Origin of the sequence: Hephaestia sp. MAHUQ-44 (genome assembly GCF_023806085.1) — a bacterium.
GTDB lineage: Bacteria > Pseudomonadota > Alphaproteobacteria > Sphingomonadales > Sphingomonadaceae > Sphingomonas.
In genome coordinates this window covers 50,727-66,865 of record NZ_JAMSLX010000003.1, presented here as the reverse complement: position 1 = coordinate 66,865, position 16,139 = coordinate 50,727, and the positions used below count along the sequence as shown (strand labels likewise).

Here is a 16,139-nt window from a genome sequence, read left to right as displayed (position 1 = left end):
ACCCCGGACTTGTTCCGGGGTCCAACGCGCCGCACAAGCTGCCGCCGGTGCGTCTTGGATGCCGGAACACGTCCGGCATGACGAGGAGGGCGCGCTCATGACGTGAACCGCCCGCCCTTGTCGGCCTTTTCGCGCAACAGCGGCGCCACATCGAACCCGTGCTTCTCCAGCCCGGCGACGATTGTCTTCAGGCCCTCGGTATCGGCCCAGAACATCGGCCCGCCGCGATAGACCGGCCAGCCATAGCCGTAGATCCACACCACATCGATGTCGCTCGCACGCTGCGCCTTGCCTTCTGCGAGGATCAGCGCGCCCTCGTTGACCATCGTATACAGCGTGCGCTCGACGATCTCCTCCGTCGTCACCTCATGCTGCTTGGCCCCGGTTTTCTTCCGGAAATCCTCGATGATCTCGGCGACGCGGGGGCTGGGGGAGGGGTTCCTCTTGTCGTCATAATCGTAGAACCCCGCCTTGGTCTTCTGGCCCCAGCGCTTCTCGGCGGCGAGGGCGTCGCGGATGCTTTCGATCCGCGTCGGGTCGCGGTGCCAGCCGATATCGACGCCCGCGAGGTCGCTCATCTGGAACGGCCCCATCGGCATCCCGAACTCGACATGCACCTTGTCGATCTGTTCGGGCGTCGCGCCTTCCATCAGCAGCTTCATCGCCTCGACCTGGCGCGGCATCAGCATCCGGTTGCCGATGAAGCCGTGGCACACGCCCGCGACCACCGCGACCTTCCTGATCTTCTTGGCCAGCGCCATCACCGTCGCGAGCACATCGTCCGCCGTCTTGTCGCCGCGCACGACCTCGAGCAGCTTCATCACATTGGCGGGCGAGAAAAAGTGCATCCCCAGCACGTCCTGCGGCCGCCTGGTGACGGCGGCGATCTCGTTGATGTCGAGATAGGAGGTGTTCGAGGCGAGAATCGCGCCGGGTTTGGCGATCGCGTCCAGCTTGCCGAAAATGTCCTTCTTGACGCCCATTTCCTCGTACACCGCCTCGATGATGAGGTCGCAATCGGCGAGGTCTTCGAGCGTGAGCGTCGGGGTGAGCGCGCCCATTGCCGCCTCGACCTGTGCGGCGGTCATCCGGCCCTTGGCGGCGGTGGCTTCGTAATTCCTGCGCATCGTATCGGTACCGCGATCGAGCGCTTCCTGCTGCATCTCGACGATCGTCACCGGGATTCCCGCCGACAGGAAGTTCATCGAAATGCCGCCGCCCATCGTGCCCGCGCCGATCACGCCGACGCGTTTGATCGCGCGCAGCGCGATGTCGTCGGCGATGCCGTCGATCTTGGCGGCCTTGCGTTCCGCGAAGAAGATGTGGCGCTGCGCGGCGGATTGGACGCCCATCATCAGCTTCATGAATTCCTGCCGCTCGAACTGGATACCCTCCTCGAACGGCACTTCGGTCGCCTTGACGACGCAGGCGATGTTGGCGGCGGGCGCGTCGAAGCCGCGGAAGCGGCGCGCGTTGGCCTTGGTGAACGCCGCGACCGCCTCGGGGTCGGGCGTGACGGTTTTCTGGCTCGCGCGCGGCAGCGGCTTGCCGATCATTTCCCTGGCGAAGCGAAGCGCGTCGGCCTCGAGGCTGGCCTCGCCCGCGAGCCGATCGATCAGCCCCGCGTCGAGTGCCCTTTTCGCCGCGATCGGATCGCCCTTGGCGGTCATCTCCAGCGCGAGCGCCACGCCGGCGACGCGGGGGATGCGCTGCGTGCCGCCCGCACCGGGAAGCAGGCCGAGCTTGACCTCGGGGGTGCCGAGCTTCGCCGACGGCACGGCGATCCGGTAATGGCAGCCCAGCGCGACCTCGCACCCGCCGCCCAGCGCGGTGCCGTGGATCGCCGCGATCACGGGCTTGTCGGCGGCCTCGATCATGTCGACCAGCGTGGGCAGCGCGGGCTCGACCATCGGCTTGCCGAATTCGGTGATGTCGGCGCCCGCGAAGAAGGTCCGCCCGTCGCAGCGGATCACCATCGCGGCGATGCTCGCATCGGCGATGCCCTCCTTCACCGCGGCTTCAAGCCCCTGCCGTACCGCGGCGCCGAGCGCGTTCACCGGCGGGTTGTCCGACACGATGACGAGCACGTCGTCGTGGCGGTGGAGGGTGATGGGGCTCGTCATGATTCCGGTCTCTCCTGTGGCGACAGCGGGGCGTGAGCGCCCGCGTCTGTCTCGGGGTATGGCATACCCTGTGTTCAAATGCTGATTCTCCTATTGCCTTGAGCGGCGTATGAATCAACACTAACGTCATAAGCGTCGGATAAATATCCAAACCCGACATTCTGAATATGATGGAGAGGTGCCCTATGAGCAGCCAGCCTGTCGTCGCGCTCGATCCAGCCTGGCCGGCCATGTCGATCGCCGAGGCGGAAGCGCTGCTCACCGCGCCGGGCCAGAAGTTCGAGATGGAAACGGTGACGATCCGGGGCGTGCCGACGCGGGTCTGGAAGCATTCGCCGGCGCATCTGCGCGCGCTGATCGAGGCGGCGCGTGCCTATGGCGACTTGCCCTTCACCGTCTACGACAACGAACGCGTCAGTTACGAGGCCAATTTCCGCGCGATTGCCGCGCTGGCGACGCATCTCGCCGCGCTGGGGGTGGGCAAGGGCGATCGCGTCGCGCTGGCGATGCGCAACCTGCCCGAATGGCCGGTGGCGTTCTTCGCGGTGGTGACGCTCGGCGCGATCGTGGTGCCGCTCAATGCGTGGTGGACCGGGGCCGAGCTTGCCTATGGGCTGGCCGATTCGGGGGCGGCGGTGCTGATCGCCGACGAACGGCGCCACCAATGCCTTGCCGATCACTATGCCGACCTGCCCGACCTGCACCATGTGATCGTCACGCGCGCGGCGGACCCGCTCGGCGGAGCGACCGCGCTTGAGGCCGTGATCGGTACGCCTAGGGATTATACGACGCTCCCCGATTCGCCTCTGCCCCCAGCCGAGATCGCGCCCGACGATGCGGCGGGGATTTTCTATACCAGCGGCACCACGGGCGCCCCCAAGGGCGCGCTCGGCACGCACCGCAACATGGCGACCAACATCCTGTCGGGCGGTTTCGCGGCGGCGCGCGCGTGCCTCAGGCGCGGCGAAACCCCGCCCGAGCCGACCCCGCGCTCGATCCTGCTCGTCATCCCGCTGTTCCACGTCACCGCGTCGAGCGCGGTGATGATGGGCGTGATCGCCACCGGCAGCACTTTGGTGTTCATGCGCAAATGGGAACCGGTCGCGGCGATGGCGATCATCGAGCGCGAGAAGGTGGCGATGACCGGCGGGGTGCCGACGATCGCGTGGCAATTGCTCGAACATCCCGAGCGCGACCGTTTCGATCTGTCGAGCCTCGAATCGATCGCTTACGGCGGCGCGCCCGCCGCGCCCGAACTGGTGCGGCGCATCCATGCCGAATTCGGCGCGCTGCCCGGTAGCGGCTGGGGGATGACCGAGACGATGGCGACCGTCACCACGCATTCGGGCGAGGATTATCTCAACCGGCCCGAAAGCTGCGGCCCCGCCGTCGCCACCGCCGATCTCAAGATCATGTCGGAAGATGGTACGCACGAGCTCCCGCTGGGCGAGGTCGGCGAATTATGGGCGAGGGGCCCGATGATCGTGAACGGCTATTGGAACAACCCCGCCGCCACCGCCGCGACCTTCGTCGACGGCTGGGTCCGCACCGGCGATATCGCGCGGCTCGATGACGAGGGGTTCTGCTTCATCGTCGATCGCGCCAAGGACATCGTCATCCGCGGCGGCGAGAATATCTATTCGAGCGAGGTCGAGAATGTCCTCTACGCGCACCCCGCGGTCACCGATTGCGCGCTGATCGGTATCCCCCATCGCACGCTGGGCGAGGAGCCCGTGGCGGTCGTCCATCTTGCGCCGGGCAGCAGCGCGAGCGAGGCCGAATTGCAACAATGGGTCGGGCGCCACCTTGCCGCGTTCAAGGTGCCGGTGGCGATCCGCTTCGTCGCTGAAACGCTGCCGCGCAACGCCAACGGCAAAATCCTCAAGCGCGATCTCAAAACCTTGTTCGCCGTCGAAGCGGCCTCCTGATTTCCGGGCGCCGCATTGCCGGCGCGGCCCGTCGCGATCGTCCGCGTTGCGCGGGATGACGCGGTGCGCCAAATCCCGCTAGGATCGACTCGCAAGCTCGGTGTCCGGGCACGGGCGCTGGTGCGGGCAAAGGTCTGGGAAAGGCAAAGTGTGGACAAGCGTTTGGCGACCAGGGACGAGGCGACGCGCACCGGCGACGACGGCTGGCTGCGGGAACCGATGCGGCGCGATCGGCTGCTTGCCGCGCTGACGTTGCTGGTCGGGACGGGGGTGGCGATCGCGACTCCGTTCGCGCTCAAGGCCGGCGCTGAATTCTTCCTGCCTGTCACCGCCGCGCTGGTGATCGCGGTCGCGCTGGTGCCGGTGCTCGAATGGCAGGAACGCCACCGCATTCCCGCGCCGATCGCGGCGCTTGTGTGCGTGCTGCTGTTCCTGATCGCCGCGAATATCGCGCTGGCGGCGATCGTGGTGCCCGCGACCGAATTCTTCCGGCTGCTGCCCGAACGAATCGATCGCATCCAGAGCAATGTCGCGCCGCTGCTCGATTTCTACGCGAGCCTCACGCATTACGTCGATGCGACGATCGAGAAATTCGCCTCGGGGCCGATCGGCCGCGCCGAGCAAGCCGCGGTCGCGCCGCCCAATTCGCTGATCGAACTCGCCGCGACCTCGGCGCCGGTGGTCATCATCCAGCTCTTCTTCGGCATCCTCGTGGTCTATTTCTTCCTCGCCGGCTGGACCAGAACGCGCGCGCGCGCGATCACCAACCGCTCGAGCTTCGGCGGCGCGATGGCCACCGCCCGCGTCATCCAGGCGGTGGTCGACGATGTGTCGGCCTATCTCGGCACGATCACCGTCATCAACATGTCGCTCGGGCTGTTCGTCGCCTTCTGGCTGTGGATGATCGGGATGCCCTATCCGCTGATGTGGGGCGGGGTCGTCGCGCTGCTCAACTACATCCCCTATTTCGGCCCGATCGTCGCCGCGCTGCTGATGGCGCTGGGCGGGCTGATGACCTTTACCGATATCTGGATGGCGATGGTGCCGGCCGCGATCATGATCGGGTGTCACCTTGTCGAAGCGAATGTGGTGACGCCGCTGGTCGTCGGGCACCGGCTCACGATCAGCCCGCTGATGATTCTCGTCTCGCTCAGCTTCTGGGGGTGGATCTGGGGCACGCCGGGCGCGCTGCTCGCGGTCCCGCTGCTCATCATCATGCAGACCGTGATCGGCGCGGCGGGCAAGCCCGACATCGCCGGATTCCTGTTCGAACACGGCACGCTGACGACGTATCGGCAACGAAATGATGAAACCACCACCGAAGAGGAGGTGTGACCTGTTGACAGGGGTGGGTAGCTCCCCTAGTTGGCCCGCCTCACGCTTAGTACGCGGGTGTAGCTCAGTTGGTTAGAGCGCCGGCCTGTCACGCCGGAGGTCGCGGGTTCGAGTCCCGTCACTCGCGCCATTTCCCGGTTTCCATCCACCGGAGGAGTGGCTTCAGCGGCATGATCCAGATGATCCCCGTCACCGCGTAAAAGCCGAGCTGGCCCAGCCAGTGCCAGCGCCCGACCACGCCCGACAGGCTGGCGACAAGCCCCGCCCACACCACGATCAATGCGATAATCGCGAGCATTCCTGTGGGCTTGCGCCAGCTTGGTGTCATTCATTGTCCCTTTCGATCCAGCCGGATTCGGTGATGATGGCGTGCAGTGGCACATCCCAGGGGTCGGGCGTTAGCGCCGCGACGTGCTGGACCGACCATGCCACGCCGATGCGCTGCGCCTCGGGGTGCGCGGCGAACGCCCGATCGTAATGCCCCGCGCCCTGGCCGAGCCGATTGAGAATCGCATCGAATCCCACCAACGGCGTCAGGATGATGTCGGGAACGGTCTCGCGCCGCATCGCTTGCGGCTGGCGCAGGCCGAACGGCCCGTCGTCGAGCGGGTGGGTGGGGTGCCATTCGAGGAAGCGCAGCGGTTGTTCACGGCTGACGACATGCGGGAGCGCGAGCGCGCACCCCGAATCGATCGCGGCCGCCACCAGCAAAGCGGGGTCGGCCTCGCTGCCGATCGGCACATAGGAAGCGATCGTCAGCCCCGGCCGCAGCAAGGCGAGATAGGGGGCGGGCGGCGCGATCGCGCCGCTGTGTTCGGCGACGAACGCGTCGCGCGCGGCGCGCAACTCTGCCCGGAGGAGGCGTTTGTCAGTCAAGGCCGGCTCCTGGCGCGGTCAATTGCCGTGAACCCATCCGGCACGGCGCGAAAAAGGAGCGGTGTTTCGCTGCGGCAAGGTGGTGGGACCGCCGGGACCGTTTGCTTGAGAATCCACTGACGCCCAAAACGTCAGGTGGGCGCCATGTACGTCGGGCCAGGGCCCGGGCAGGGACAGCTCCCATGGATGATGAATAGCCTCAGGGATAATCGAACAGCTCGTATCGGGCAGTTCCCACCGCCTTGCAATCTAGGCGTTCGGGGCCGCATCCTCAAGGGCTGTGGCAAGCGCTTCGAGCTTGTCCGCGATCCGGTCGAGCTGCGCGCTGTCGACGCCTGTCGCGGCCGGGGGCTGGCGGCGCGCTTCGGTGAGTGCGTCGGCGAGCATCAGCGCGACGAACAGCATCGCGCGTTCGTTGCCCATATTGCCCGAGGCGCGCAGCGCGGCGTCCCAGCGTTCCTCGATCAACGTGCCGAGATGGCGCACCTGTGCCTCTTCGCCATCGCGACAGCCGACGATGTGCGCGCGATCGCCGATCGTGAGGGTAACGTCGGCCATCAGTCTCGCTCCTCGCGGGCGATGACGTCGTCGAGCGCCTCGACCGCGTCGGCGATCTGCGCGCGCAGCGTTGCGTGACGTTTGGCGATCGCATCATGTCGCTGCTGGTGGGTCGCCACGGCGCGCTCGATCCGCGCGATCGCGCGGTCGATGCGGGCGGTGGCGGCAATCGGGTCGGCCATGCGTCGGGGATAGCACGGCTAGGCGCCACGACAAGAAGGATTCCCGGCCCACCGGTTGACGGCGGCATCACGTCACCGCAAAGACCCGGTCATTCGTCGACTCGTCGGTTGTGCGCGATTCCCGGCTGGGGCGCGCGCGGCCAAGCCCCAAAAGGACTTCCCGAATGGCCGTTTCTTCGCCCGATCTCGCAAACGCGATCCGCGCCCTGTCGATGGACGCGGTGGAGGCCGCGAATTCGGGCCATCCGGGAATGCCGATGGGCATGGCCGATGTCGCGACCGTGCTGTTCACCGATTATCTGAAATTCGATCCCGCTGATCCGGCCTGGCCCGATCGCGATCGCTTCGTGCTGTCGGCCGGCCATGGCTCGATGCTGATCTATTCGCTGCTCTATCTCACCGGCTATGCGAAGCCGACGATCGACGACATCCGCAATTTTCGGAAGCTCGGAAGCCCGTGCGCGGGGCATCCTGAAAATTTCGAGATGCCGGGTGTCGAATGCACCACCGGTCCGCTGGGGCAGGGGCTGGCGATGGCGGTGGGCATGGCGCTGGCCGAGCGCCACCTGAACGCCGTGTTCGATGACAGCCTCGTCGATCATCGCACCTGGGTGATCGCGGGCGACGGTTGCCTGATGGAAGGCATCAACCACGAGGCGATCGGGCTCGCCGGGCATCTCAAGCTCGGCCGGCTCAACGTGCTGTGGGATGACAACAAGATCACGATCGACGGCGCCACCTCGCTGTCGACCAGCGAGGATATCCCCGCGCGTTACCGGGCGTCGGGCTGGCATGTCGTCGCGTGCGACGGCCACGATCCGGCGGATATCGCACGCGCGCTCGATGCGGCGCTCGCCGACGATCGGCCGTCGCTCGTCCAGTGCCACACGATCATCGGCAAGGGCGCGCCCAACAAGCAGGGGACGGCGAAGACCCACGGCTCGCCGCTTGGGCCGGACGAGATCGCCGCGGCGCGCGAGACGCTCGGCTGGACGGCGCCGCCGTTTGACGTGCCCGCGCCGATCCTCTCGGCATGGCGCACGGCTGGTGCCCGCGGCGGCGCGCTGCGCTCGGCGTGGCAGGGGCGCCTCGTCACGCACGACGATCGCGTCGAATTCGAGCGCCGCATCGCCGGGCATCTGCCCGCCAACGATGCGACCGCGACATCGATCGCCGGCTGGCTCGCCAACCCGCAAAAGGTCGCGACGCGCCGCGCCTCCGAACTCGCGCTCGACGCGCTGACCGCGGCGATCCCCGAGATGATCGGCGGCTCGGCCGATCTCACCGGCTCGAACAACACCAAGACCCCCGCGACCACGCCGCTGACGGCGGCCGATTATGCGGGCCGTTACCTTTATTACGGCATTCGCGAATTCGGCATGGCGGCGGCGATGAACGGCATGGCACTGCACGGCGGCGTGATCCCGTTCGGCGGCACCTTCATGGTGTTTTCGGATTATGCGCGCCCCGCGATCCGGCTGTCGGCGCTGCAACGCGCGCGCGTCGTCTATGTGATGACGCACGATTCGATCGGGCTCGGCGAGGATGGGCCGACCCACCAGCCGATCGAGCATCTGCAAAGCCTGCGCGCGATGCCCGGCCTCCATGTCTATCGCCCGTGCGACATCATCGAGACCGCCGAATGCTGGCAGCTCGCGCTCGAACGCGCCGACGGCCCGTCGCTGCTCGCGCTCACCCGGCAGAACCTGCCGCAATTGCGCGACGGCGGCGAGATGCTCAGCGCGCGCGGCGCCTATCGCCTACGCAGCGCCAAGGCCGCGCGGCGCGTGGTCCTGATCGCCACCGGCTCCGAGGTCGAGATTGCGTGCGGCGTCGCCGAACGGCTTGAGGCCGAGGGGATCGGTGCCGACGTGGTGTCGATGCCCTGCACCTCGCGCTTCGATGCGCAGCCCGCCGATTACCGCGCGGATCTGTTGCCTGATGGCGTGCTGCGCGTCTCGATCGAGGCGGGCACGACCTTCGGCTGGGAACGCTATACCGGGCTCGACGGCCTGCGTTTCGGCATCGATCGCTTCGGCGCCTCGGCCCCGGCGGATCAACTCTACGATTATTTCGGCCTCACGGCGGAGAAGATCGCCCCCAAGGTCATTGCGCGCGTGCAGCACTGACCTACCTAGCAGACGGACCCCCAAAACGGCCCGATCTCATTTTCGCCTCGCGAGAGGCGGCTGACTGCAAGTTGGAGAATGACAGATGAGCGTGAAGGTAGCGATCAACGGCTTCGGACGGATCGGGCGGCTGGTGGCGCGCGCGATGCTCGAGCGCGGCGATACGGGGATGGAACTGGTCGCGATCAACGATCTCGCCGATGCCAAGTCCAACGCCTGGCTGTTCTCGCGCGATTCGGTCCACGGCAAATATCCGGGGTCGGTCTCGGCCGACGGCAACGATCTGGTGATCGACGGCAAGCGCATCCGCGTCACCGCCGAGCGTGATCCCGCCAATCTGCCGCACAAGGAACTCGGCGTCGATCTGGTGCTCGAATGCACCGGCTTCTTCACCGATCGCGCCAGCGCACAGAAGCATATCGATGCGGGCGCCAAGAAGGTGCTGATCTCGGCACCGGCCAAGGGCGTCGATCTGACCGTCGTCTACGGCGTCAACCACGATAAGCTGACCGCCGATCAGACGATCGTCTCGAACGCCTCGTGCACGACCAACTGCCTCGCGCCGGTCGCCAAGGTGCTCAACGACGCGTTCGGGATCGAGCACGGGCTGATGCTCACCGTTCACGCCTACACCAACGATCAGAAGATCCTCGATCAGGTCCATCCCGATCTGCGGCGCGCGCGTGCCGCGGCGGTGTCGATGATCCCGACCACCACCGGCGCCGCGCGCGCCGTCTCGCTGGTCCTGCCCGAACTCGAGGGCAAGCTCGATGGCGCCGCGATCCGCGTGCCCGTGCCCGATGGCAGCATCATCGACCTCACCTTCACGCCCAGCCGCGCGGTGACGCGCGACGAGGTCAACGCCGTGCTCAAGGCCGCGTCGGAAAGCGGGCCGCTCGCCGGGGTGCTCGATTATACCGATGAGCCGCTGGTCTCGGTGGATATCGTCCACACGCCCGCCTCGTCGACCGTCGACAGCCTCGAAACCGCGGTGATCGGCGGCAAGCTGGTTCGCGTCGTGTCGTGGTACGACAACGAATGGGGCTTTTCGAACCGGATGGTCGACACCGCCGGCGCGATGGCGAAGCTGATCTGATCGCAGGGCGCCCCGTAACGGGGCGCCCTTGCCATCCGAGGCGCGAGAACGAAGGTAAACAATGGCGGCCAAGAGCTTCAAGACGCTGGACGATATCGGCGATGTGCGCGGCAAGCGCGTGCTGGTGCGCGAGGATCTGAACGTGCCGATGGCGGGGGGCGTGGTCACCGACGATACCCGCCTGCGCGCGACGCTCGCCACCGTCACCGAGCTGGCCGACAAGGGCGCGATCGTCCTCGTGCTGGCGCATTTCGGTCGTCCCAAGGGCGTGCGCGATCCCGAACTGTCGCTGGCACGTATTGCCGAGCCTTATGCACAGGTGCTTGGCCGCCCGGTGCATTTCATCGATTGGGACGGCGCCGGGCAAGCGGTCGCGGCGCTCGCGCCCGGCGACATCGCCATGCTCGAAAATACGCGCTTCTTTGAAGGCGAAGAAAAGAACAGCCCCAAAGTCATTGATCGCTTTGCGATCCTCGGCGATTTTTACGTCAACGATGCCTTCTCGGCCGCGCACCGTGCGCACGCTTCGACCGAGGGACTGGCGCACCGGCTTCCCGCGTTCGCCGGCCGCGCGATGGAGGCCGAACTCGACGCGCTCGAAAAGGCGCTCGGCAATCCCGACCATCCGGTCGCGGCGGTGGTCGGCGGCGCCAAGGTTTCGACCAAGCTCGACGTGCTCACGCACCTCGTCGGCAAGGTGGATCATCTCATCATCGGTGGCGGCATGGCCAACACCTTCCTCGCCGCGCGCGGGGTGAATGTGGGCAAGAGCCTGTGCGAGCACGATCTCACCGCCACCGCCGAGGCGATCTTCGACGCCGCCGACGCCGCGGGCTGCATCGTGCATCTGCCGTATGACGTCGTGGTGGCGAAGGAATTCCGCGCCAACCCGCCGACGCGCACGGTCAACGTGCACGAGGTCGCCGTCGACGAGATGATCCTCGATATCGGCCCGGCCGCGATCGAGGCGCTGGGCGACGTGCTCAAGAATTGCCGCACCCTGGTGTGGAACGGCCCGCTCGGCGCGTTCGAGACCCCACCGTTCGATGCCGCGACGGTCGCGCTCGCGCGCACCGCGGCGGCGCTGACCCGCGAAGGCCAGCTCATTTCGGTCGCCGGCGGCGGCGATACCGTCGCCGCGCTCAATCAGGCGGGCGTGGCGGGCGATTTCAGCTTCGTCTCGACGGCAGGCGGCGCGTTCCTCGAATGGATGGAAGGCAAGCAATTGCCCGGCGTCGCCGCGCTCGCGCGCTGACCCACCCCCATTCGTACCAACGCGTTTCGCGGTAAGGTACCATCGTTCCAGCCGGTAATGATGCGCGTGACCACGCCGCGCCGCTCATCCGTGCGCACCGAATAACGACAAGGGGCTTCCGTGCCCCGGCTGGCCTGCGTATCAGGCCCGGAACGATCACTAGGGGAAGGGAAGGCCCGATCATGATGACCTCTGCCGTAAAGGCGATTCTGGACCGCTACGAAAGCGACAATCCCGGCGTGAAGGCGAACCTCGCGCGCATCCTCATGCAAGGCAGGCTCGGCGGCACCGGCAAGCTGATCATCCTGCCGGTCGATCAGGGGTTCGAGCACGGCCCGGCGCGCAGCTTCTCGGTCAATCCCGACGCCTATGACCCGCATTATCATTTCCAGCTCGCGATCGACGCGGGGATGTCGGCTTTCGCCGCGCCGCTGGGCATGATCGAGGCGGGCGCGGACACCTTTGCCGGACAGATCCCGACGATCCTGAAGGTCAATTCGGCGAATAGCTGGGCAACCGCGCGCGACCAGGCCGTAACGGGCGGCGTCGACGATGCGCTGCGGCTCGGCTGCGCGGCGATCGGCTTCACCGTCTATCCGGGGTCGGAGCATTTCTTCGAGCTCGCCGAGGAAATCCGCGAGCTTTCCGCCCAGGCCAAGTCGGTCGGCATCGCCACCGTGATCTGGTCGTATCCGCGCGGCGGCGAACTGAGCAAGGACGGCGAGCTGGCGCTCGATGTCGGTGCTTATGCCGCGCACATGGCGGCGCTGCTTGGCGCGCACATCATCAAGGTCAAGCTGCCGAGCGCGCATATCGAGCAGAAGGATGCGCAAAAGGTATATGAGGGCACCGACTGGTCGAGCCAGGCGACCCGCGTGCGCCACGTGGTGCAAAGCTGCTTCAACGGCCGTCGCATCGTCGTCTTCTCGGGCGGCGCGGCCAAGGGTGCCGATGCGGTCTATCAGGACGCGCGCGACATTCGCGACGGCGGCGGCAACGGCTCGATCATCGGCCGCAACACCTTCCAGCGCCCGCGTGCCGACGCGCTGGCGATGCTCGACAAGCTGGTGCGCATTTACAAGAACGAGGAATGATCGTCATGCTGGCGGACGCTGGCTCTCGCCCCGGCGAGAGGTTCTGGCGTCCGCTGGCGTGATATGGAAGGAGACGACACGATGAGTGATCCACGCTGGAGCGACGTCGATCACTATATCGAGCGCAAGCTGCTCGGCGAAGATGCCGCGCTCGATGCGGCGCTCGCGGCTAATCACGCGGGCGGGCTGCCCGCGATCGACGTGTCGGCCGCGCAAGGCCGGTTCCTGCACCTGCTCGCGCTTGCAGGCCGCGCCACGCGCATCCTCGAAGTCGGTACGCTGGGCGGCTATTCGACGATCGAACTCGCGCGCGGGCTTGCCGAGGGCGGCCGCGTCGTCACGCTCGAAATCGATCCGCATCATGCAGCGGTGGCGCGCGCCAATATCGATCGCGCCGGGCTGTCGGATCGCGTCGACATCCGCGTCGCCCCGGCGCTCGACACGCTCGACGCGATGGTGGCAGGGGGCGAGGGGCCGTTCGATCTCGTGTTCATCGACGCCGACAAGCAGCGCAATGCCGCCTATGTCGATCGCGCGGTCGGGCTGTCGCGGCCCGGCACGATCGTCATTGTCGATAACGTCATCCGCGATGGCAGGGTGATCGACGCGGCGAGCGACGACCCGACGGTGCGCGGCACGCGGGCGCTGTTCGATGCGCTCGAACGCGACGATCGCGTGGTGGCGACCGCGGTGCAGACGGTCGGCAACAAGCAATGGGATGGTTTTGTCATGGCGGTGGTCAAGTGAACGACGATCCTCTCGATGCGGATTTCGCGCAGCGTTTCGAGCGCGATGACACGCGCGAACCGTGCCAGCTCTATCTGATCTCGCCGCCCGATGTGTCGGGCGGGTTCGCCGATCGTCTCGCGCGCGCGCTCGATGCCGGGCCGGTCGCGGCGTTCCAGTTTCGCGTCAAGGCGGTGGATCAGCATCAGGCCGCGCAGCTTGCCGAGCCGCTGCAGGCGATCTGTGCGGCGCGCGATGTCGCGTTCATCGTCAACGACAGCATCAGTCTGGCCAGGCGGCTGGGTGCCGACGGCGTGCATCTGGGGCAGGAGGATGGCGATCCGCGTGAGGCGCGCACGATCCTGGGGCCTTCGATCCAGATCGGTGTCACCTGTCATGACAGTCGCCATCTCGCGATGGAAGCGGGTGAGGCGGGGGCCGATTATGTCGCCTTCGGCAGCTTCTACCCGACCACGACCAAGCAAGTCCGGCACCATGCCGATCCCGCGATCCTGTCATGGTGGGCGACGATGTTCGAGCTGCCCAGCGTCGCGATCGGCGGGATCACGCCCGATAACGCCCCGCCGCTGGTCGCGGCGGGCGCCGATTTCCTCGCGGTCTCGGGCGCGGTCTGGAACGGTGACGAAGCGGCCGCGGTGCGCGCCTTTGCCGCATTGCTGGCGGGCTGACGGGGCTGTCCTACAACGCGTCGATCGATTAAGGTGCCGGCGTGTCCGATCAAGGCCCGATCCGGGGATGCCACAGGCTTGCTCCAACCTTACCCCCTGCGGCGCGTCAACTTTGTCAACTTGGGCAGGGGCCGGGGGCGTCGGTTCGGCGCGTTACCGATGCGATCCGGCGCCGGTGGCGGCCGGCCGTGTGCGCCGCACGCCAACCGCCGCTTGCCCGCGACGGCGCGGACCGGTAAAGGCCGCGGCTCTCGGGCGTCCGACGGGGCGCTCTTTCGCTCTTTCCAGCAGGTAGGCCCATGAAGATCAGCGGCGTGGACATTCGTCCCGGCAATATTCTCGAATATGAAGGCGGCATCTGGCGCGCGGTCAAGATCCAGCACACCCAGCCCGGCAAGGGCGGGGCCTATATGCAGGTCGAGATGAAGAACCTCATCGACGGCCGCAAGACCAACGTCCGCTTCCGCTCGGCCGAAACCGTCGAACGCGTCCGGCTCGATACCAAGGATTTCCAGTTCCTGTTCGCTGATGGCGAGATGCTGACGTTCATGGACAAGGACACCTATGAGCAGATCACGCTGCCCACCGACCTGCTGGGGAATGCCGCCGCGTTCCTGCAGGACGGGATGGACGTGGTGATGGAACTCCACGACGAAAAGCCGATCAGCGTCCAGCTGCCCGACCAGATCGAGGCCGAAGTGGTCGAGGCCGACGCGGTGGTGAAGGGGCAGACCGCCTCGTCGAGCTACAAGCCGGCGGTGCTCGATAACGGCGTCCGCGTGATGGTGCCGCCGCATATCAGCGCGGGCACCCGGATCATCGTCGACGTCTACGAACAGACCTATGTGAAGCGGGCCGATTGATCATGCGCACCGTCCTCCTCCTGATGGCAGCCGCGTTCGTCGCGGCGACGCCGGCGATCGCGCAGAAGAAGCCCGCTGCCGAACCCGCGCCGCCGACGCAGGAACAGATCAAGGAAGCCAGCGACACGTTGAGCCTGATCGTCAGCGCGCTCAATTCCAAGGAGGTGCCGCAGGAGACCAAGAACGGTCTGTTCGGCTGTCTCTACCAGAATCCGCTCGGCAAGCTCGGCGACGGGCTCGCCAAGACGCTCGACGAGAATAAGGACATCGACGGCAGCAATCCGACGATCCGGTTGATGGTGCTCGCCAAGATCTGCGGTGCGCCGTTGCCGGCGGCGTCGGACGCTCCCGCCAAGCCTGCGGCGCCCGCTGCGCCATCGGGGCGCTGACGCGATGGTATCGCATTCGGGGCTTATCACCGTCATGGACCGTGCCGCGCGTAAGGCGGGGCCGCGGCTGCGGCGTGACTTCAACGAAGTCCAGCATCTCCAGGTGAGCCGCAAGGGGCCGGCCGATTTCGTCTCGATGGCGGATAAGCGCGCCGAGCAGACCTTGTTCGAGGAATTGTCGCGCGCGCGCCCCGATTGGGGTTTCATCATGGAGGAGCGCGGCGAGATCGAGGGCGACCCCACCAAGCCGCGCTTCGTCGTCGATCCGCTCGACGGCACCACCAATTTTCTCCACGGCATCCCCCATTTCGCGATCTCGATCGCGGTCGAGGAGCCGCGTCCGGGCGGCGGATGGGAAGCGATGGCGGCGATGGTCTATCAGCCGCTCACCGACGAAAGCTTCTGGGCCGAAAAGGGCAGGGGCGCGTGGGTGCAGGACCAGCGGCTGCGCGTGTCGGCGCGGCGCGATCTTTCCGATGCGCTGATCGCGACGGGGATTCCGTTCCTCGGCCACGGCAATTTCGCCGAATGGAGCCGCATCTTCGGTGCAGTCGCGCCCGAAGTGGCGGGGATTCGCCGGCTTGGCTCGGCGGCGCTCGACCTCGCCTGGGTCGCGGCGGGGCGGTTCGACGGCTATTGGGAAACGCATCTCAGCCGGTGGGATGTTGCCGCGGGGCTGTTGCTGGTCAAGGAAGCCGGCGGTTTCGTGACCGATTTCCGCGGCGGCGATCGTGCGATTGCGCGCAACGAATTCCTCGCTGCCAACGACGTCCTGCATTCGAAGCTGCACAAGCTGATCGGCGCCGCGCTCCGCTGATCGCGGTACGTTTTTCCGGCCGCCCCGGCCCGCTTCCCCACCCCACCTCCCATTCAGTATACTGCCGTTGGGAGGTGGG

The 16,139-nt window shown here is 66.8% G+C and carries 16 protein-coding genes, 1 tRNA gene and 1 other RNA gene; 12 read left to right on the top strand and 6 right to left on the bottom strand.

Features of this window, described 5'->3' with window-relative positions:
• Positions 1-95 precede the first annotated feature (95 nt).
• Positions 96-2,123, bottom strand: a complete 2,028-nt coding sequence (locus NFE57_RS04365) for a 3-hydroxyacyl-CoA dehydrogenase NAD-binding domain-containing protein (protein WP_252134349.1) — start codon at positions 2,121-2,123, stop codon at positions 96-98.
• A gap of 185 nt (positions 2,124-2,308) precedes the next feature.
• Between NFE57_RS04365 and NFE57_RS04360 the strand changes: the two genes are divergently transcribed.
• From NFE57_RS04360 to NFE57_RS04350, 3 genes are all read left to right on the top strand, one after another.
• Entirely contained in the window at positions 2,309-4,051 is a 1,743-nt protein-coding gene (locus NFE57_RS04360; RefSeq protein WP_252134348.1) for a class I adenylate-forming enzyme family protein, read from the top strand.
• 219 nt (positions 4,052-4,270) lie between these two features.
• A complete protein-coding gene (locus NFE57_RS04355) occupies positions 4,271-5,386 on the top strand; it encodes an AI-2E family transporter (protein WP_252134547.1) in 1,116 nt (371 codons plus the stop codon).
• Positions 5,387-5,439: 53 nt separating this feature from the next.
• Positions 5,440-5,516, top strand: a tRNA-Asp gene (locus tag NFE57_RS04350).
• Here the strand turns inward: NFE57_RS04350 and NFE57_RS04345 are convergent.
• The 5 genes from NFE57_RS04345 to NFE57_RS04325 form a co-directional block, all read right to left on the bottom strand.
• Positions 5,505-5,714, bottom strand: coding sequence for a DUF2842 domain-containing protein (locus tag NFE57_RS04345; RefSeq protein WP_252134347.1), 210 nt, complete (start codon positions 5,712-5,714; stop codon positions 5,505-5,507). The two genes, NFE57_RS04350 and NFE57_RS04345, sit on opposite strands and share 12 nt — an antisense overlap.
• Entirely contained in the window at positions 5,711-6,262 is a 552-nt protein-coding gene (locus tag NFE57_RS04340) for a 5-formyltetrahydrofolate cyclo-ligase (protein WP_252134346.1), read from the bottom strand. The genes NFE57_RS04345 and NFE57_RS04340 overlap by 4 nt, the downstream gene beginning before the upstream one ends.
• Before the next feature lie 81 nt (positions 6,263-6,343).
• Positions 6,344-6,499: non-coding RNA, 6S RNA (gene ssrS / locus NFE57_RS04335), on the bottom strand.
• Between the two features lie 12 nt (positions 6,500-6,511).
• Complete coding sequence (locus NFE57_RS04330; protein ID WP_252134345.1) at positions 6,512-6,820, bottom strand: cell division protein ZapA; 309 nt, start codon at positions 6,818-6,820, stop codon at positions 6,512-6,514.
• Positions 6,820-7,002: a hypothetical protein gene (locus NFE57_RS04325; protein WP_252134344.1), complete on the bottom strand. Its 183-nt coding sequence runs from the start codon at positions 7,000-7,002 to the stop codon at positions 6,820-6,822. Before NFE57_RS04325 ends, NFE57_RS04330 begins: the two co-directional genes overlap by 1 nt.
• A gap of 164 nt (positions 7,003-7,166) precedes the next feature.
• On the opposite strand from NFE57_RS04325, the gene tkt reads away from it, so the two are divergent.
• The 9 genes from tkt (at position 7,167) to NFE57_RS04280 (ending at position 16,060) form a co-directional block, all read left to right on the top strand.
• Positions 7,167-9,131, top strand: coding sequence for a transketolase (gene tkt, locus NFE57_RS04320; RefSeq protein WP_252134343.1), 1,965 nt, complete (start codon positions 7,167-7,169; stop codon positions 9,129-9,131).
• A gap of 85 nt (positions 9,132-9,216) precedes the next feature.
• A complete protein-coding gene (gene gap, locus NFE57_RS04315) occupies positions 9,217-10,227 on the top strand; it encodes a type I glyceraldehyde-3-phosphate dehydrogenase (RefSeq protein WP_252134342.1) in 1,011 nt (336 codons plus the stop codon).
• A gap of 61 nt (positions 10,228-10,288) precedes the next feature.
• On the top strand, positions 10,289-11,482 hold the full coding sequence (locus NFE57_RS04310; RefSeq protein WP_252134341.1) for a phosphoglycerate kinase: 1,194 nt from the start codon (positions 10,289-10,291) through the stop codon (positions 11,480-11,482).
• A 185-nt stretch (positions 11,483-11,667) separates the two neighbouring features.
• On the top strand, positions 11,668-12,576 hold the full coding sequence (locus NFE57_RS04305; RefSeq protein WP_252134546.1) for a class I fructose-bisphosphate aldolase: 909 nt from the start codon (positions 11,668-11,670) through the stop codon (positions 12,574-12,576).
• An 81-nt stretch (positions 12,577-12,657) separates the two neighbouring features.
• Complete coding sequence (locus tag NFE57_RS04300) at positions 12,658-13,323, top strand: O-methyltransferase (protein WP_252134340.1); 666 nt, start codon at positions 12,658-12,660, stop codon at positions 13,321-13,323.
• Positions 13,320-13,991, top strand: coding sequence for a thiamine phosphate synthase (thiE, locus tag NFE57_RS04295; protein ID WP_382279520.1), 672 nt, complete (start codon positions 13,320-13,322; stop codon positions 13,989-13,991). The genes NFE57_RS04300 and thiE overlap by 4 nt, the downstream gene beginning before the upstream one ends.
• Before the next feature lie 299 nt (positions 13,992-14,290).
• On the top strand, positions 14,291-14,854 hold the full coding sequence (gene efp / locus NFE57_RS04290) for an elongation factor P (RefSeq protein ID WP_252134338.1): 564 nt from the start codon (positions 14,291-14,293) through the stop codon (positions 14,852-14,854).
• 2 nt (positions 14,855-14,856) lie between these two features.
• Entirely contained in the window at positions 14,857-15,243 is a 387-nt protein-coding gene (locus tag NFE57_RS04285) for a hypothetical protein (RefSeq protein ID WP_252134337.1), read from the top strand.
• 4 nt (positions 15,244-15,247) lie between these two features.
• Positions 15,248-16,060 (top strand): inositol monophosphatase family protein, encoded by an 813-nt coding sequence (locus NFE57_RS04280; RefSeq protein ID WP_252134336.1) that lies wholly within the window; start codon positions 15,248-15,250, stop codon positions 16,058-16,060.
• The last annotated feature ends 79 nt before the right edge of the window (positions 16,061-16,139 follow it).